The sequence below is a fragment of the Bradyrhizobium acaciae genome (genome assembly GCF_020889785.1).
GTDB classification, from domain to species: Bacteria; Pseudomonadota; Alphaproteobacteria; order Rhizobiales; family Xanthobacteraceae; genus Bradyrhizobium; species Bradyrhizobium acaciae.
On sequence record NZ_JACMYK010000071.1, the window covers coordinates 21,030 to 38,383 of the forward strand.

The following is a 17,354-nucleotide window of genomic DNA, read 5'->3' on the forward strand; positions in this document are numbered from 1 at the left end:
GGCTGCTTCTAGCGCATCATCACCCTAGGTCAAAATGACGTATCAGGCTGTAAGCGCGCTGCGCACAGCCGCGATGACGCGGTCCTGCGCCGCCTCGTCGAGATAGGGGTGCATCGGCAGGGCGATGACGTCCTTCGACAGCCGCTCGCTGACCGGCAGGCCGCCGTCGGCAACCGGATAGTGGCTGTAGGCCGTCTGCTGATGGACCGACTTCGGATAGTAGATCATGGTCGGCACGCCCTGCGCCTTCAGCGCCGCCGCGAAGGCGTCACGATCGATGCCCTCGGACAGACGGATGGTGTACTGCGCCCATACCGAAGTGCAGCCCGGAGCAAGGCGCGGCACCGCGACGAGGTTGCCGAGCGCGCGCGAATAGCGTTCCGCCACCTTGTTGCGCGCCGCAATCTCGTCGTCGAAGATCTTCAGCTTCTCGAGCAGGATCGCCGCCTGCATGGTGTCGAGCCGCGCCGTGAGGCCGAGCCGCACGTTGTCGTACTTGTCCGAGCCCTGGCCGTGCACGCGGATGCTGCGCAGCGTGCGTGCGAGCTCCTCGTCATCGGTAAATATCGCGCCACCGTCGCCGAAGCAGCCGAGCGGCTTTGCCGGGAAGAAGCTGGTCCCGGTCGCGAGCCCGAACGTGCCCAGCTTGCGGTTCTTGTAGGTTGCGCCGAAGCCCTGCGCGGCATCATCGAGCACGAACAGGCCCTCGGCCTCGGCGACTGCGGCGATCGCATCGTGATCGGCGCTCTGGCCGAACAGATCGACCGGGATCACGGCCACCGGCTTCAGCCCGCGCGCCCGCGCCGTCGCAACGCCGCGCTTGAGCGAATTGATGTCGATGTTGAAGGTTTCTTCGTCGACATCGACGAAAACCGGCGTCGCGCCGGTCAGCGTCACGACTTCGCCGGTCGCACAGAAGGTGAAGGTCGGGCACAGCACCGCATCGCCCGGTCCGACATTCTTCGCCATCAGGACCATCAGAAGCGCGTCGGTGCCGCTGGCGCAGCTCACCACATGCTTGGCGCCGGTATAGTCCGCCAGCGCCTTCTCCAGCGCGGTGACTTCCGGACCGTTGATGAACTGGCAATGATCGAGCACGCGCGCGACCGCGTCATCGATCGACTTGCCGAGCCGCCGGCGCTGCGCGGCGATATCGATGAAGGGAATGGGCTCAAGCTGCATATGCTGGTTCATGGAAGCTCTTTGCACGTGTTGAATGGATGACAATCAGCCAGTGAAGGCAATCAGCCGGCGATGCGGCGCGGTCCCTTGCGGATCGTCGAGGCGGCCGGCCTGGCCGGCGTTTCCAGGCAGCGGATCGCGATCTCGAGGCTCGCCACGCCTTCGTCGCCAGACACCGCCGGCAGCTTGCCGCTACGCACGGCATCCAGGAAGGCGATCAGCTCGGCGCGAAGCGGCTCGTCGTGACCGACCGGCAGATGACGCATCGAATAGCTGCCGTCCGGCTTGAAGCCGAAGCATTCGGTGACCTGGCGCGTCAGCAGGTCGCCCATCACGTATTTGCCGCGGGTCGCGACCGTGACGTTGCGCGCCTTGAACGGCGTCAGCCAGTTGGTGTTGATGTGGGCGAGCACGCCGGACTCCGTGCGGAATTGGAGCAGCGCGATGTCCTCGCGCTCGGCGACCGCACTCGAGAGCTGCGGCTGCACCTCGACGATGTCGGACTCGGTAAACCAGCGGATCAGGTCGATGTCGTGCACGGCGAGATCGATCACCACGCCGACATTGGACATCCGCGGCGGGAACGGGCCGACCCGGGTGATGCCGATCGACAGGATGTCCTCGCCCGAGATCGCCTGCTTGATCGCGGCGACCGCCGGATTGAAACGCTCGACATGGCCGACCATCAGCGTGACGCCGGCCCGCTCGGCGGCAGCGACGATCTCGCGGCCTTCTTCAACCGTGGATGCGACCGGCTTCTCGACCAGGATATGGATGTTGCGTGCGATGCAGGCGAGCGCGATCTCGTGATGCAGATGGGTGGGAGCTGCGATCGTCACCGCATCGATACCCTCGGCAAACAGCTGATCGAGGGTTTCAAAGGCGCGACAGCCGACCAGGTCGATGGCGCGGGTCCGGTGCTCCGGGAGCGGATCGACGATGCCGATCAGCAGGACATCGGGCAGGCCGGCCAGCACACGGGCATGGTTGCTGCCCATCACGCCTGCGCCGATCACGCCGACGCGCAATGCGCGGCCGATATCGGCCTTCGCGCCGGCTGCGGACACTTTTGCATTCATATCGTAGACCCCAAGTAACGTTCTGGCGGTTGTCCCGGCTTCTCAGGGAGCCCCACCGGCTCCGAGGGAATCAGCACCCAGGCCCCTCTTCCCGACCTGCGCCTTTAGCGCAAATCACCCCGCTTCGTTGGCAGCCGCTATAGCACGGCGTCACAAATGTGGCGAATGCCAACAACGAAATCCGGACACGTTTTGATTCAAAGAGTTACATCGCCCGCGGCTCACTTCCGACCGCCGGAACCCAGTCGCCCTCAGGTCCGCTGATAGTCGTCCTCGATGCGGATGATGTCGTCCTCGCCGAGATAGCTGCCGGTCTGCACCTCGATCAGCTCGAGTTGAATCTTGCCGGGGTTCTCAAGCCGGTGCACCGCGCCGATCGGGATGTAGATCGATTCGTTCTCGTGCACGGTTTTGATCAGCTCGTTGACGGTGACCTGCGCGGTCCCGCGCACCACGATCCAGTGCTCGGAGCGGTGATGGTGCTTCTGCAAGGACAGCCGCCCGCCCGGCTTGACGATGATGCGCTTGACCTGGTGGCGGTCGCCGTTGTCGACCGACTGATAGGAGCCCCAGGGACGATGCACCTTGATGTGGTTCTCGGTCACCTCGGGCGCGGCGACCTTCAGTTTCGCGACCAGTCGCTTCAGCCCGTTGGCGTCCTTCTGGCGTGACACCAGCACGGCGTCCTGGGTCGCCACCACCACGAGATCGTCGACGCCTTCGAGCGCGACCAGCGCCCGGTCGGTCGAAACGTTGCAATTGCGGGAGTCCTCGAACACCGCCGCGCCGCGCGCTGCGTTGCCCAGGCTGTCCTTGTCGGAGAGCTCCCAGACCTGGCGCCACGAGCCGATGTCGGACCAGCCGCACGCCACCGGCACCACCGCGGCATGCGCCGTCTTCTCCATGACCGCGTAATCGATCGAGATCGCGTTTGTCGCGCCGAACGCCGCTGCATCGAGCTTGACGAAGCCGAGATCGCGCGTTGCCGACGCGACCGACTGCTCTACCGAGGCAACGCTGTCCGCATCGACATTGCGATACTCGTCGAGCAGCACGCCGGCACGGAACATGAAGTTGCCGCTGTTCCAGAGATAGCCGGCATCGATATAGCCTGCCGCCGTCGAGGCGTCCGGCTTCTCGACGAACTTCGCCACCGCGCGCACCTCTCCGGCGACCACCTCGCCCGGGTTGATATAGCCGTATTCGGTGGCGGGCCGTTCCGGCTTGACGCCGAACGTCACGATCCGGCCGGCTTCCGCAGCCACCAGTCCGCCGCGGCACGCGGCGACGAAGGCCGGCGTGTCGCGCACCAGATGGTCGGCGGCGAGCGCCAGCACGATTGCTTCACTGTCGCGGCTCTGCGCGAACGCCGCACCGGCCGCAATCGCGGGCCCCGAGTCGCGCCGCATCGGCTCCAGCAGCACATCGGCCTCGCGGCCGATCTCCGCCAGTTGCTCCAGCACCATGAAGCGATAGGCCTCGTTGGTGATCACGATCGGCCGTTCGAACAGGCCGGCGTCGGAGACCCGCAGCAGCGTCTCCTGGAAGGTCGAGCGCGCCCCGAACAGCGACAGGAACTGCTTCGGATGCACTTCGCGCGACGCCGGCCAAAGCCGCGTGCCTGCGCCGCCGCACATGATCAGGGGAATAATTCGTCGATCCATCGATGCCTCAAGTCCTGTCGTCCATCCGCGGACGGCACACCAAATGGGCGCGGCCGCTGCGGCCGGGAGCCCCGTTACCTCGGAAGCACGATCCGAGCAGTCACGCGCCCCAGGCGTCTGGTCGGATTTTACCGGTTTTGTAAATTCCCGGTGAGCGGCGGGGCGTCCCCGCTCCGGCCTGTTTAGCCGCCCCTTCGCGCCTGCCGCAATAGGGACCAGTACGGGTATTGCCAGATCGATGCGGAAACCATACCAAGGCGGCGAATTTGGGCGCGCGAAAGCGTTTTGCGCTGTTTTTGACACATCCTGAAACCTGGCAGCGCGAACCGAAATGCGCCGAATCCTGCTTTCGACCGTCAAGATCCTGATCTCGGCTGCGCTGCTGTACCTGTCGCTGCGCAAGGTCAATCTGTACGACCTGGCCTCCCGCATCCAGGTCGAGAGCCTGGGCTGGCTCGGCCTCGCGATCGCGGTCACCTTCCTGCAGATCTTCCTCGGGGTGCTGCGTTGGCGCGAGATCAGCGTCGAGTGCGGCGCTCCGCTGGAGGCCGCCCAGGCGATGCGCTTCAACGTCATCGGCACCTTCTTCAACCAGACCCTGCCGTCCTCGATCGGCGGCGACGCCGTGCGGCTTTGGCTGGTCGCGCGCGCCGGTGCAGGCTGGCGCGCGGCCACCTACTCGATCTTCGTCGACCGCGCGGTCGGACTGATCGCCCTGGCCGTCGTCATCGCCGCCACCCTGCCCTGGAGCTATCAGCTGATTTCCGATTCCCACGGCTGGCTGGCATTGCTGCTGCTCGACCTCGCCGCACTCGCGGCCGGCTTTGGTTTCCTGCTGATCGGCCTGTTGCCCTGGCCATGGCTGAAGCAATGGTGGGCAACGCATCACATCCACGCCTGCGCGGTCATCGCGAACCGGGTGTTGTTCAGCCGCGAGCATGGGTTCAGGGTCGCGACCCTTTCGATCGCCATTCACGTGGTGACCGTGGTGATCGGCTGGTGCGTCGTGAAGTCGATCACGGCCCCCGTCACCTTCGGGCAGATATTCCAGTTGTTGCCCCCGGTGATGCTGATCACGATGATGCCGATCTCGATCGCGGGCTGGGGCGTGCGCGAAGCCACCATGGCGCTGGCCTTCGGCTATGCCGGATTGATCGCGAATGAGGGCGTCAACATCTCGCTGCTGTTCGGCGCAGTGTCGTTCGTGGTCGGTGTGTTCGGCGGCCTGGTGTGGATCCTGAGCCCGGAAAAGGCCGCCAAGGGCGCCGAGCCGATCGAAGTCCCGGGATCACAATCGTGAGTCCCGGGATCGCAATCGCGAGTCCCGGGATCGCAATCGCGAGTCCCGGGATTGCAGTGACCGGACCAGAATGAGCGCTTTCGAGATCCTCCTGTCGTTGATCGCAGCGGTCCTGGCCGCATCGATCTCGGCCGTCCTGATCCGGGCGACGCGGCCTCTGCTGCTGCGTGTGGCGCTGGCAAAGCCGAATGCGCGCTCGTCGCACCGCATTCCAACGCCGCAGGGCGCCGGCATCGCGGTCATCACGGCCACGCTGCTGGCGGGCGGGCTCGTCATCGCTCTCGCCGGATCGCCAGACCTGACCGTACCATTCATCGTGTTCGCGGCCTGCCTGTTCATCGCGGTGGTGGGCTTTGCCGACGACATCCGTTCCCTGCCCGTCGTCCCCCGGCTGTTGCTGCAGGCAGCCGCCGTTGCGGCCGTGGTGTTCTCGGCGCCCGGCGATCTCAGGCTGGTTCCGGCCTGCCCAATCTGGCTCGAACGCGGCCTGCTGCTGTTTGCCGGCCTCTGGTTCGTCAACCTCGTCAACTTCATGGACGGGCTCGACCTGATGACGGCGGCCGAGGCCGTGCCGATCACGGTGGCGGTCGCCCTGCTCGGCAGCTTCGGTTACGTCCCCGCCGTGCCTGCGCTGGTCGCGGCCGCGCTGTGCGGCGCGCTACTCGGCTTCGCGCCGTTCAACCGGCCGGTGGCAAAGATATTCCTCGGCGATGTCGGCAGCCTGCCGATCGGCTTGCTGCTGGGCTGGTGCCTGCTCGAGCTTGCCTTGCATCGGCAGTTTGCCGCCGCGCTGCTGCTGCCGCTGTACTATCTGACGGATGCGACGATCACGCTGTTTCGTCGCATGGCACGGCGCGAGCCGTTCTGGGCCGCGCATCGCTCGCACTTCTATCAGCGCGCGACCGACAACGGATTCACGGTGTGGCGTGTCGTCGGCGAGGTCTTTGCGCTGAACGTGGTGTTGGCGCTGCTCGCATTCGCCTCGGTCGCCCTCAACTCCCTCACCGCAGACATCGCCCTGCTGCCGGCTGGACTGCTCGCCGTCAGCTGGCAACTGCGCCGGTTCTCGCGACCGCTCTGATCAGGGATCCGTTCGACGCAGCGCGCGCTTCAGCCCTTCATCGAGGCTGATCGGCTGCTGCCATCCGGTGCTTGCGACCTTGGACAGATCCAGTTCGAGGGACGCGAACAGGCTGTCATAGGCTTCCTTGCGGCCGCCCAGCGTGAGCGACACCCTCAGAAGCGACGCCGGCAGCCAGAACAGGCGCGGCGAGGTCTCTGCCGCGCGGGCGAGGCGCTCGACGAACTCACGTGTCGAGACCTGCTCGCGGTCGGCCACCAGAAACACGTCGTAGTCACTTCCCGGCTGCGACAGCCGGTGCAGGATGAACGACGCCAGGTTTTCCGCCGACAGGAACGCGCGGCGGTTCTTCACATAAGCCAGCGGCAGCGGCATGCGATTGATCACCGCACGCTTGAGCAAGGCGAAATTTCCCTTCGCACCGGCGCCGTAGATCAACGGCGGGCGGATGACGGTCACTCTCATGCCGCTGCCTGGCACGATGTCCTTCAAGCCAACCTCGGCTGCCGCCTTGGAATTTCCGTAGAGGCCGCGGGGTGTCAGCACATCGTCCTCGCGAAACGGAGGACGCCCGTAGTTGCTGCGCCCGTGCACCAGGATCGTGCTGACGAAAATGAAATCCCGAATGCCGGCAGCTGCGGCGGAACGCGCCAGATGCAGCGTGCCCTCGATATTGACGTTGCGGTAGAGCTCTATGGAGTGTTCGTCGGACTGTTGGTGAACGCGGGCCGCAAGATGAACGACGGCATCCACGCCATCGAGCGCGGCGCGCCAATCGGTGGCAGGACTGAGCGAGTCGATCGTCACATCGTTGGCATCTTGCGGCGGGGTTCGCATCGCGCGGCGCACGACCCAGCCATTCCGCTCCAGCACGGGCACCACATGGCGGCCGACAAAGCCGCTGGCACCCGTCACCAGAACCGTTCGGCGACCATCATTCATGCCGTCCGCTCCACATCACGATTGGTTAGCAGCTCCGCAACCAGCGCGGCATAGCTCGCCAGGGCCCGCTCGGGACTGAAGGTCCGCGCGGTGGCGACAGCGCGCTCGGCCATCGCGGTGTCCTGCGAACGCGACGCCAGCCTGATCGCATCGGCGAGCTGATCGGGCCTTCCCGGTGTGACGACCCAGCCCAGCCGGTTTTCGCTGACGGTCAGGGCCGCCTCGGCCTCGGGCTCGGAGACGAGGATGACGGGCCGGCCGGCTGCGAGCAGATTATAGAACCGGCTCGGCACCGACACACCGGCGACGTCCTTGCGATAGGGAATGAGCCAGACATCGGCACTGGAGAGCAGCGCGTCCAGCTCGCCGTCCGCGACGCGGTCGACCAGCGTGACGTTGGCGAGCTGCGCTTCGGCCTGCATGTCCTTCAACCGCGCGAAGCCCATGCCCCATCCCGAGAGCAGGAAATGGATGTCGCGTTCGTCGCGCAACAGCCGCGCTGCGTTGAAGACGATCTCCGGATCGTGGGTGAAGCCCAGATTGCCGGACAGGCCGACGACGAACCGGGCGGCGACGGCCTTGCGAAACGGATTGTCAGGGCTGACGGGACGGCTCCCGGGGGTGAGCGTCGCCCAGTTCGGGATGAACCTGATCTTGTCCTGGGTCATTCCGCCATATCGCAGCAGCAGCTTCTCGGCGTCGCGGCCGATGACGATGACGATGTTCAGCGCACGGAACATCAGCGCGTTGATCGCGCGCATCGCCCGGGCAACCAGCGAGGACGGCCGCAGCAGCCCGGCCATGACCAGCACGTCGGGAAACAGGTCGTGCAGGATCAGCGCCGACTTCGCCCCCTTCAACGTTGCCGCGGCGGCCACCGCATACGGGAGCGCAAAGGGCGCAGTCACCGTCAGCGCCACGTCGCCGCGCCGCAGTCGCGACAGCAGCGCAAAGAAGATCCGGCCGGTGAACAGCGCCTCGGCCAGCGCGCGCTTGATCAGCGCCGCCTTTCCCGGCAGCCAGTTCCTGATCTCGACGACGACGGGTCGCCCGGGCGCAGGCGCCCGCGCCGACCCCGGCATTCCGGAGACCACCATCACGTCCGCCTCCTGCGCGATCCGCTCGGCGATCGCGGACATGATCGCCGCAGTCGTGCTGTGGTCCGGCGGATAGTGCTGGCTGACGACCACGACTTTTCGAGAATGGGGCATCAATGGCTTTCGAAACGGACCTGTCTCATCGTCCGCAGGACGGCGCGGTCAGGCGGCATTCGATCCGAACTCGGGCACGGCGTCCTGAAGCACGGCGCGGATGGTCACGCGGTCATCTCTCTCGATTGCGTCCTCCAGCGCTGCAAGCCATTTGCGCAGCGTCGACATCGGCGGCTGGTTCGGCTTGGCCGCCATTACGCCGGCGACGCCGATTTCGAGCGTCGGCTCCTGGCTTGCGAACAGGATCTCGTTGAGCCGCTCGCCGGGACGGATGCCGCTGAATACGATCTCGACGTCGACGCCGGGTTGCAGGCCCGACAGACGGATCATCCGCTCGGCGAGATCGACGATCTTCACCGGCTGGCCCATGTTCAGCACATAGACCGAGACGTCGGGCCGCGCCGGCGTCACCGCGTGCGTCGCGGCGGTGATCACGAGATCGCAGGCCTCGCGGATCGTCATGAAGTAGCGAACCATGTCGGGATGGGTCACCGTGATCGGTCCGCCGGCCTCGATCTGGGCCTTGAATTTCGGCACCACGGAGCCGTTGGACGCCAGCACGTTGCCGAACCGCACCGAGATCAACCGCATATGCGGCCTGCCCCTTGCCTCGGTCATCAGGTCGTGGTCCAGCGCCTGGCAGTACATCTCGGCGAAACGCTTGGTCAGGCCGAGCATTGACACCGGCTCGATCGCCTTGTCGGTCGAGATCATCACCATCGCGCTGGCGCCTGCGGCACGCGCGGCGTCGGCCACGTTCACCGACCCGAAGATGTTGGTCTTGACCCCTTCGCTCCAGTCACGCTCCAGGATCGGCACATGCTTGAGCGCCGCGGCATGGAACACGATGTCGGGCTTGAACTCGCTCATCAGGCGCGTGATGCGCTCGCGATCCCTGATGTCGGCGATCCGGCCCTCGATCTCGGGGCCGGTGTCGCGCGCGGACAGCGCTTCGGTGACGGCATACAGCGCCGGCTCCGAGTTCTCCACGACCAAGAGGCGCGCCGCGCCGAAGGTCGCGACCCGCTCGCAGATTTCCGCGCCGATCGAGCCGCCGCCGCCGGTCACGATGACGGACTTGCCCTTCACCAGTGTCTCGAGCCGCGCGTAGTCGATCTTCTGGCTCGGGCGCAGCAGCAGGTCCTCGACCGCGACATTGGTGAGCCGCGGCGCATCGCCCCCCTCCAGCGACGGCAGGCGACTGACTATCAGACCAAGCCGCTTGGCGCGCATCAGCAGGCTTTCCGGATGCGCGTCCGGCTCGAAGGCCGAAGGTGTCATGACGACGCGCTTGATCGGCCGCTGCCGGCTCTCGAAATCGCGAATCACGGCCTCGATGTCATCGACGCCGCCGAGCACGGGAATGTTACGGATCATCTGGCCGCGGTCCGCAATCGATGGCGAGAGCACGCCGACCGGCCAGAGCCGCTTGATGGCGCCGTTCTCGATGCCGCGCAGCACAACCTCCGCGTCGGCCGTGCGTCCGACCAGCAGCGCCGGCGCGGCGTTGTCGGACCGGGCATGCAGGCGCGTGCGCGAATAGCGGAAGTAGCGATAGCCGAGGCGCAACGCGCTCAGCGCGAACACCTCCAGGAAGAAGAAAAGGATGATCGTGACCCGGCCGAGGAATACTGGGCTCGGCGAATTTGCCCCGGTGAAGAAGTAGACGTAGTCCAGCACGACCAGCGCCAGCGTCAGCACCGCCGCGACCCGCAGGATATTCACCGCGTCCGGCAGCGAGGTGAAGCGCCATTTCGCCGTGGTCAGATTGGAGAAGTAGCTGACTACGACGCTGAACAGCACGAACCAAGGCAGAATGCGCAGCAGATGCGGCAGTCGATCGGTGAGAAGGCTCCCCTCGAAACGCAGATAAAAGCTCGCCAGCAACGCAAACGTCGTCGCGAGCGCGTCATGCAGCAAGATCAGGAAGTTGCGCAGGGTGAATTGCGAAAGGCGCGTCATCTAACGGACGGGTTGCTGACAACTTGGGAGTTCGTAATGAGACATTGGCAGGCTGATAGCGTATCTGCGGAGCCCTTGCCAGCGATCATGGATGAACGGGAGGTTCGGGTTCCATATCGGTCCCCAATCGACCCTTCAGCACCATGCCGCCCGCGACCCCGACGCCCAGCACATACATCCAGCCTTCGTGAAAGTCGAAGATATGTGAATTAAACAACGAACTAGTAATATTCTGTACCACGACGAGAAGCCCGATCCAGTTAACGAGACCGTCGCCACGGAACAGCAAAAGGTGCAGGAGCCACATCGCGTACAGGATCGCTACACCCACGATGCCCCACTGCACGGCAACGTTCAACGTTTGATTGTGGGGGTTTCCGATCACCTCGCTGGAGGCCTGGGTCACCCCGCCGGTCGCAACGCGCTCGAACAGGCCCCGCGTCGAGCCGGTGCCATGGCCGACCACCGGGGCCTCGGCAAAGAAGCCGAGCGACTTGCGCCAGAATTCAAGCCGCAAGCCGAGCGACGTCGGCTCGTTGCGCTCCATATAGAGCTTGTAGTCGCGCTGGAACGACTCGGCCGTCCGGCGCAGCGGCGACGATCCATACCACGCCACCACGGATAACGCGGCGACGGCGCAAAGGATCAGCACGATGCTGCGCCAGCGCAGATGCAGCAGCGCAAATACCGCGAACATAATCGGAACCGTCACCAACGCGGTCCGTGACACCACCACCAGCGCCATGTTGGCGAACAGGCTGAGCGCAATCGCGATCAACAGGACGGCCGGCAGGACGCGCTTTGCCCGCAGCAGCATCACGATCGGATAGGCCAGCGCGACCGCGCACAAGGTGAACTCCTGGCTCTGGTCGATGTAGTTCTTGACGAACACGCCCTGCTCGCCAGGGCCGGGCGCCCGCAGCGCGAGGTGAGGATAGGCAAGCACCAACCACGACATCAGCATCAACAGCGTGCATGAGACGAGGAAGGCCACGAACACCCAGTTGCCGCGGGTCGAGCGCTGAAAATGATAGAGCAGGACCGGAAGCACCAGGAGCTTTGCGGTCGGCCCGACCGCGTACAATCTCGCGCCCCAAGCGGCGTCCGACCAGAGCGTGCCGACAAGCGCGAGGCAAAACAACGCAATCGGCGCCACGCAGATCGGCCGCTTCAGCAACGCCCAGAACGCCCGCAGATCGACCGTCGGCGCGATCGAGATCAGCAACAACACGCCGAAGATGCCGACCAGCGAGGTCGACCACGGCAGCGACAGCGCAATCAGGACCGCAACCACATCGGTCGTGATCTGCCAGCGCGCCGGATCGCGCCAGGCCGGACACGCCGCGGCGCCTGCCGGGGATGCCATGCTCGCGCTCACGCTTGACCCTCACGGGCCCGGGCAACCAGCGATGTCGTGCTGTGGCCGGGCAGGATCTCGACCAGCACCACCTCGCCGCCGGCAGCCTCGACGATCTCGTGGCCGACCACCTGCTCGCGGGTATAGTCGCCGCCCTTGACCAGCACGCTCGGCCGCACCTTCGTGATCAGCTCGATCGGCGTGTCCTCCTCGAAGATCGCGACGAGGTCGACGGCTTCCAACGCCGCCAGCACCTCGGCGCGCGCACGCTCGTTCTGCACCGGGCGCCCCTCGCCCTTCAACCGCTTCACCGAGGCGTCGCTGTTCAACCCGACGATCAGGCGATCACAGGTGCTGCGCGCGGCGGTCAGCACCTTGACGTGACCGGGATGCAGGATGTCGAAACAGCCGTTGGTGAAGCCGATCCGCAGATCCTGCCTGCGCCATTCCTCGAGGTATGCATCGATATCGCCGCCGGCCGCGACGATCTTCTCCTCGGCCGCCAGCGACGCATGCGGCAGGATCCTTCGCCGCAACTCGGCTGACCTGACGATCGCGGTGCCGGTCTTGCCGACCGCAACCGCCGCGGCGCGCTCGCGATCCGCAGCGCGCCTTCCCAGTCGGCACCACCCGCCAGCGCCAACGCCAGCGCCGCGGCAACGGTATCGCCGGCACCGGAGACGTCACGCACCTTGACCGGCAGCGCCGGCACATGGATCGAGCCGCCGTCCCGCGTCACCAGCGTCATGCCGCGCTCACCCTGCGTCACCAGCATCGCCTCGCAATCCGCGAGATACATCGCATCGGGTGCGGCCTGCGCAATGCTGTCCTGACTGTCGGCGCGGCTGCGGGTCGCTTCGGCGAATTCCTTGCGGTTCGGCGTCAACACGGTCGCGCCGCGATAGATCGCGAGATTGGCGCTCTTGGGATCGACGATCACGCGCTTGCCCGCCTGGCGCGCGGCGTCGATCACGTTGCGGATCACCCGCGCGGTGAGCACGCCCTTGGCGTAGTCCGACAGCAGCACGATGTCGGCGTGCGCAAGACGCGGCAGAATGGCATCGATCAGCTGCTGCTCGACGGCGGCCGCAGCCGGCGCGGCAAGCTCCCAATCGGAGCGCAGCATGTGGGTCGAGAACTGTTCGGAGACGAAGCGCACCTTACGCGTGGTCGGACGCGCGGCGTCGCGCACCAGCACGGTCTCGATGCCGGCCTCTTTCGCCAGCGCCTCGGTCAAAACAGTGCCGGCAGCATCCTCGCCGATCAAGCCGACGAAGATGCAGCGTCCGCCGAGCGAGGCGATATTGCGCGCGACGTTGCCGGCGCCGCCGATATTGATTTCGCTGCGCCTGACCGCGATCACGGGCGCCGGCGCCTCCGGCGAGATTCGCGACACCTCGCCATACACGAACTCGTCGAGCATGAGATCGCCGACGCAGAGCACGGTCTGGCCGGACATGGCACGCGAGATCGCTTCAAAATCGAACATCAGTCACCGTCATCCGCTCTAGCGATAGCGATCCGCGCGATCGAGGAAGCCCTTCACATAGGCCTCGACCGCGTCTTCCAGGCGGGTAAAGCCGCCATTGTATCCGGCGCGCGCGAGACGATCGACAACGCTCTCGGTGAAGTACTGGTAACTGCCGCGAATCTGCTCGGGCATGTCGACATACTGGATGTTCGGCTCCCGGCCGAGCGCACCATAAGCCGAGACGATCAGGTCCTTGAAGCTGCGCGCCTTGCCGGTGCCGACGTTGAACAGTCCGGAGACCTGCGGCGTCGCGATTAGCCAGATCATCACCCGCACGACGTCATCGACATAGATGAAGTCGCGACGCTGGTCGCCGTCGGCGATCCCCTCGCGATGCGACTTGAACAGCTGCACGACGCGGCCCGCTCTGATGTCGTCGAAGCGGCGCGCCAGCACGCTCATCATCGAGCCCTTGTGATATTCATTCGGGCCGAACACGTTGAAGAATTTCAGTCCCGCCCATTGCGGCGGCAGCCGCTCACCCCTCGCCGCACGCTCGGCGACGGCGAGATCGAACAGGTTCTTGCTCCAGCCGTACAGGTTCATCGGCCGTAGCCGCTTGAGTGCCTCGACCGACGCGTCGTCGTCAAAACCCTGTTCGCCGTTGCCATAAGTCGCGGCCGACGAAGCATAGATGAACGGCGTGGCGTTCGCGGTGCACCAGTCGAGCAGCCGCATCGAGAGACGGAAATTGGTCTCGATCACCAGATCGCCGTCGGTCGCGGTGGTCTCGGAGATCGCGCCGAGATGGACGATAGCGTCCAGCCGTCGCCCCTTCAGCCAGTCGCCGAGCTCGGCCGGGGGAACCACGTCGGCAAGCCGGCGCTTGGCCAGGTTCCGCCACTTGCCGTCCTGCCCAAGGCTATCGCAGACCGCAACGTCGCTGCGCCCGGCGTCATTCAACGCGGCCACGACGTTCGATCCGATAAAACCGGCGCCCCCGGTTACCAGAAACATGATGAAATCCCGCCAGATTCCTTTGCAGCCGCCAGCTTTGCCCCAGTCCCGCGCCACAGGCAACGACGGCTTTACCTCTTATCGCGAACCGGTTACCGACTTGGCGCGCCCGACCCGGCCTTGGCCCATTTAGAAATGAATATTGATTCAATATCTGATATCGAAACTGAGGATGCCGAGGATACCAGACCTATCCTCGTCGTGCCCTATGTTTGGATCGGCGATTTCGTGCGCGGCCACACCGTGGTCAGGGTGCTCCGCAAGCGATGGCCCAACCGGCCGGTCGACCTTCTGACCACCCGCCAATGCGCCCCGCTGGTCGACTACATGCCCGGGGTCCGGGCCGGGATCGTGTCCGACCTGCCGCGCAGCCGGCTGGCACTCGGCCGGCAGCGGGCGCTCGCGGCGGAGCTTCGGGCGAGGGCCTACGCCACCGCGCTGGTGCTGCCGCGCACCTGGAAGGCGGCCATCGCGCCGGCTTTGGCAGGGATCCCCGAGCGGGTCGGCTTCTTCGGCGAGGCCCGTTTCGGCCTGATCAATGCAATGCGGTGGCGCGAAAAGCAGCAGCCGCGCTTCATCGACAAGAACGCCATCCTGGCGCTGCCTGACGGCGCCCCTCGCCCACCGGAATGGCCTGTGCCGCAGCTCAGGGTTCCCGCAGACGAGATCGGCCGATGGCGGCAGGCCAACGGCCTCGGCACCGGTCCCGCCATCGCGCTCGGGCCCGGGTCGGTCGGCGCCTCCAAACGCTGGACCTATTATCCGGAGGCCGCGCGGCTGATCGCCGAACGCGGCTTCGACGTCTGGGTGGTCGGCGGTCCCGGCGAGAAGGCGCTGGCCCAGGAGATCACGGCAGCAGGCGGCCCGCGGGTCCGCGATCTCACCGGCACCGATCTGCGCAACGGCGTGTTGGCAATGGCCGCAGCCAGCGTCGCCATCACCAACGACTCCGGGCTGATGCACATCGCGGCCGCGATCGGCACCCCGACCATGGGCATTTTCGGCCCGACCGATCCCTATCTCTGGGCGCCTCTCAACGGCCTCGCCGCTACGGTGCAGCAGACCAAGGGCAAGCTGTCGTGCCAGCCGTGCCAACGTACGGTCTGCACCATGAACGACCATCGCTGCATGCGCGACATCGCCCCCGAAGAGGTCGTGGAGATCGCGCAGCGCGTGCTGGCTCAGATCAGCGTGCGATAGACCGAAGCGATCGCGCTTGCCTCGGCGTCGAGGCTGAACTTATCCACAACTCGTTGCCGCGCACGCGCCCCCATTAAGGAGGCCGACGCCGGATCGCGCATCAGCGGCTCGAGCGCGGCCACCAGCACGTCGGCGTCGCCGGGCGACGTCAGCACGCCGGTGACGCCATCCTCGACCACGAACTCGGCGGCGCCGGCGCGCGCCGCCACCAGTGCCGCGCCCGCCGACATCGCCTCGATCAGGGTCAGGCCAAAACCTTCGTTGCGCGAGGTGAAGGCGTAGATCGTCAGCCGCTGGTACCAGCGCACGACATCCTCGATTGGCAATTCGCCCGTGATGACGATGCGCGATTGCAGCCCGGCAGCCTCGATCTTGCGCTTCAGCTCGTTGGCAAAGGCCAGTTGCTCCGGCACCACGGCGCCGACGATGACGGCGCTGAAATCGGGATAGCGCGGCAGCAGCCTGCACATCGCCTCGACGAACACATCACTGCCCTTCTGCGCGCGCACCCGTCCGAAGCAGCCGATCGCATAGCGCCCCGGCAATCCGCTTTCGGCGAAAACGCTCGCGCGATCGGCCGGCGGCGCATAGCGGGCGGTGTCGACGCCATGCATCACGACCGTTGCCTCGCGCTTCAGATACGAGGCCGACAGCGGACTGGTCGCGATGATCGCATCCATGTTGCTGATCAGCCAGCGGGTCAGCCAGGTGTGATGGCGCTGCGCGGCTGAGGTGAAGAGCAGCTTCAACGGCCAGCCGAGCGCGCGCAGCAGAAGGCCTGCGATCATCTCGTCATTGCGACGCGCGTGCCAGATCACAGGCCGCGCGCGCCGCCACAGACGCATGAGGTCGGCAAATCCAAGCGCATCGATGCCGTCGGGCCGATGCGAGCCGAGCCAAGCCGCACGAAACATCCTAGCAAGCTTAGGCGCGACCATGCGGTTGGTCGCGGTGACACCCGAATAGCGTCGGTGCAGATTGGGCACGATGAGCTCGAGCTCGCCGGCAGGTGTGTTCTCGATCGGCACGCAAGTCTCCGTTTCGCGCCAGTTCCTATACGCAACATTAAGCATAGTGGCCAGTTCGGCCGCAGCGAAACCCCCTCTTCACCGCACTCCCGCTAGCATCGCCAGTTAAAGATATCGGGAGAGCTCTCACCATGACCGTGCTCGTGACCGGCGGTGCCGGCTATATCGGAAGTCACATGGTTCATGCGCTGGTCGACGCCGGCGAGAGCGTCGTCGTGATCGATAATCTCTCCACCGGCTTCTCCACGTTCCTGCCCGAAACTGTTCCGCTGTTCATCGGCGATGCCGGCGACGAGAACCTCGTCGAGGGCGTGATCGCACAGCACGGTATCGACAGCATCATCCATTTCGCGGGCTCCGTCGTGGTGCCGGACTCGATGCGCGATCCGCTCGGCTATTACCGCAACAACACCATGACGACGCGCAGCCTGCTCAATGCCGCGGTGAAGGGTGGCGTCAGCCGCTTCATCTTCTCCTCGACCGCGGCCGTCTACGGCAATCCGGACCAGGTGCCCGTGCCGGAGATCGCACCGACGCGTCCGCTGTCGCCCTACGGCTCGTCGAAGCTGATGACCGAGATCATGCTGCACGACGTCGCCTCCGCTCATGGCATGAGCTACGTCGTGCTGCGCTACTTCAACGTCGCCGGCGCCGACCCGAAAGGCCGTGTCGGCCTTTCCACCATCGGCGCCACCCATCTGCTCAAGATCGCGGTCGAGGCCGCGACCGGCCAGCGCGCCAAGATCGACGTGTTCGGCACCGACTATTCGACCCAGGACGGCAGCTGCGTGCGCGACTTCATCCATGTCAGCGACCTCGTCGAGGCGCATCGCTCGGCGCTGTCCTATCTGCGCGGCGGC

General features: G+C 65.7%; 13 protein-coding genes and 1 pseudogene. 4 read left to right on the forward strand and 10 right to left on the reverse strand.

Translation table 11 applies throughout. The annotated features are described in order from the left end of the window. Positions 1-42: 42 nt before the first annotated feature. The 3 genes from H8A92_RS24280 to H8A92_RS24290 all read right to left on the reverse strand — a co-directional run bounded on the left by H8A92_RS24280 (position 43) and on the right by H8A92_RS24290 (position 3,925). The gene (locus H8A92_RS24280; RefSeq protein WP_229198105.1) at positions 43-1,194 is read right to left on the reverse strand and encodes a DegT/DnrJ/EryC1/StrS family aminotransferase; all 1,152 of its coding nucleotides are present in this window, start codon (positions 1,192-1,194) and stop codon (positions 43-45) included. A 50-nt stretch (positions 1,195-1,244) separates the two neighbouring features. Beyond that, complete coding sequence (locus H8A92_RS24285) at positions 1,245-2,261, reverse strand: Gfo/Idh/MocA family protein (protein WP_229198106.1); 1,017 nt, start codon at positions 2,259-2,261, stop codon at positions 1,245-1,247. 251 nt (positions 2,262-2,512) lie between these two features. Then, on the reverse strand, positions 2,513-3,925 hold the full coding sequence (locus H8A92_RS24290) for a mannose-1-phosphate guanylyltransferase/mannose-6-phosphate isomerase (RefSeq protein ID WP_229198107.1): 1,413 nt from the start codon (positions 3,923-3,925) through the stop codon (positions 2,513-2,515). Between the two features lie 331 nt (positions 3,926-4,256). Here H8A92_RS24290 and H8A92_RS24295 point away from each other — a divergent pair, with 331 nt between their 5' ends. Together H8A92_RS24295 and H8A92_RS24300 are read left to right on the forward strand one after the other, a co-directional pair. Next, on the forward strand, positions 4,257-5,225 hold the full coding sequence (locus H8A92_RS24295; RefSeq protein WP_229198108.1) for a lysylphosphatidylglycerol synthase transmembrane domain-containing protein: 969 nt from the start codon (positions 4,257-4,259) through the stop codon (positions 5,223-5,225). A gap of 70 nt (positions 5,226-5,295) precedes the next feature. Beyond that, a complete protein-coding gene (locus tag H8A92_RS24300) occupies positions 5,296-6,306 on the forward strand; it encodes an MraY family glycosyltransferase (RefSeq protein ID WP_229198109.1) in 1,011 nt (336 codons plus the stop codon). Here the strand turns inward: H8A92_RS24300 and H8A92_RS24305 are convergent, their stop codons facing one another. From H8A92_RS24305 to rfaD, 6 genes and pseudogenes are all read right to left on the reverse strand, one after another. Next, positions 6,307-7,248, reverse strand: a complete 942-nt coding sequence (locus H8A92_RS24305; RefSeq protein ID WP_229198110.1) for an NAD-dependent epimerase/dehydratase family protein — start codon at positions 7,246-7,248, stop codon at positions 6,307-6,309. Next, positions 7,245-8,459 carry a glycosyltransferase family 4 protein gene (locus H8A92_RS24310; protein ID WP_229198111.1) on the reverse strand — a complete coding sequence of 405 codons (1,215 nt, stop codon included), beginning with the start codon at positions 8,457-8,459 and terminating at the stop codon, positions 7,245-7,247. The genes H8A92_RS24305 and H8A92_RS24310 overlap by 4 nt, the downstream gene beginning before the upstream one ends. 48 nt (positions 8,460-8,507) lie before the next feature. Next, the gene (locus tag H8A92_RS24315; RefSeq protein WP_229198112.1) at positions 8,508-10,421 is read right to left on the reverse strand and encodes a nucleoside-diphosphate sugar epimerase/dehydratase; all 1,914 of its coding nucleotides are present in this window, start codon (positions 10,419-10,421) and stop codon (positions 8,508-8,510) included. A gap of 85 nt (positions 10,422-10,506) precedes the next feature. Further along, positions 10,507-11,787: an O-antigen ligase family protein gene (locus H8A92_RS24320; RefSeq protein WP_229198113.1), complete on the reverse strand. Its 1,281-nt coding sequence runs from the start codon at positions 11,785-11,787 to the stop codon at positions 10,507-10,509. Positions 11,788-11,795: 8 nt separating this feature from the next. Further along, a pseudogene (gene rfaE1, locus H8A92_RS24325) lies at positions 11,796-13,267 on the reverse strand (D-glycero-beta-D-manno-heptose-7-phosphate kinase). An 18-nt stretch (positions 13,268-13,285) separates the two neighbouring features. After that, the gene (gene rfaD / locus H8A92_RS24330) at positions 13,286-14,266 is read right to left on the reverse strand and encodes an ADP-glyceromanno-heptose 6-epimerase (RefSeq protein WP_229198114.1); all 981 of its coding nucleotides are present in this window, start codon (positions 14,264-14,266) and stop codon (positions 13,286-13,288) included. A gap of 135 nt (positions 14,267-14,401) precedes the next feature. Between rfaD and waaF the strand changes: the two genes are divergently transcribed. Next, entirely contained in the window at positions 14,402-15,466 is a 1,065-nt protein-coding gene (waaF, locus tag H8A92_RS24335; RefSeq protein ID WP_229198115.1) for a lipopolysaccharide heptosyltransferase II, read from the forward strand. On the opposite strand, the gene H8A92_RS24340 is transcribed toward waaF, so the two are convergent. After that, a complete protein-coding gene (locus tag H8A92_RS24340; RefSeq protein ID WP_229198117.1) occupies positions 15,448-16,488 on the reverse strand; it encodes a glycosyltransferase family 4 protein in 1,041 nt (346 codons plus the stop codon). The genes waaF and H8A92_RS24340 overlap by 19 nt on opposite strands. A gap of 137 nt (positions 16,489-16,625) precedes the next feature. On the opposite strand from H8A92_RS24340, the gene galE reads away from it, so the two are divergent. After that, a partial coding sequence (gene galE, locus H8A92_RS24345; RefSeq protein WP_229198116.1) for a UDP-glucose 4-epimerase GalE occupies positions 16,626-17,354 on the forward strand: 729 nt, incomplete at its 3' end.

Coding starts and splice junctions, on each gene's coding strand:
- H8A92_RS24280 (WP_229198105.1), bottom strand. CDS start 1,194: ATGAACCAGCATATGCAGCTTGAGCCCATTCCCTTCATCGATATCGCC.
- H8A92_RS24310 (WP_229198111.1), bottom strand. CDS start 8,459: ATGCCCCATTCTCGAAAAGTCGTGGTCGTCAGCCAGCACTATCCGCCG.
- H8A92_RS24290 (WP_229198107.1), bottom strand. CDS start 3,925: ATGGATCGACGAATTATTCCCCTGATCATGTGCGGCGGCGCAGGCACG.
- H8A92_RS24305 (WP_229198110.1), bottom strand. CDS start 7,248: ATGAATGATGGTCGCCGAACGGTTCTGGTGACGGGTGCCAGCGGCTTT.
- H8A92_RS24315 (WP_229198112.1), bottom strand. CDS start 10,421: ATGACGCGCCTTTCGCAATTCACCCTGCGCAACTTCCTGATCTTGCTG.
- H8A92_RS24320 (WP_229198113.1), bottom strand. CDS start 11,787: ATGGCATCCCCGGCAGGCGCCGCGGCGTGTCCGGCCTGGCGCGATCCG.
- waaF (WP_229198115.1), top strand. CDS start 14,402: ATGAATATTGATTCAATATCTGATATCGAAACTGAGGATGCCGAGGAT.
- rfaD (WP_229198114.1), bottom strand. CDS start 14,266: ATGTTTCTGGTAACCGGGGGCGCCGGTTTTATCGGATCGAACGTCGTG.
- H8A92_RS24295 (WP_229198108.1), top strand. CDS start 4,257: ATGCGCCGAATCCTGCTTTCGACCGTCAAGATCCTGATCTCGGCTGCG.
- H8A92_RS24300 (WP_229198109.1), top strand. CDS start 5,296: ATGAGCGCTTTCGAGATCCTCCTGTCGTTGATCGCAGCGGTCCTGGCC.
- H8A92_RS24285 (WP_229198106.1), bottom strand. CDS start 2,261: ATGAATGCAAAAGTGTCCGCAGCCGGCGCGAAGGCCGATATCGGCCGC.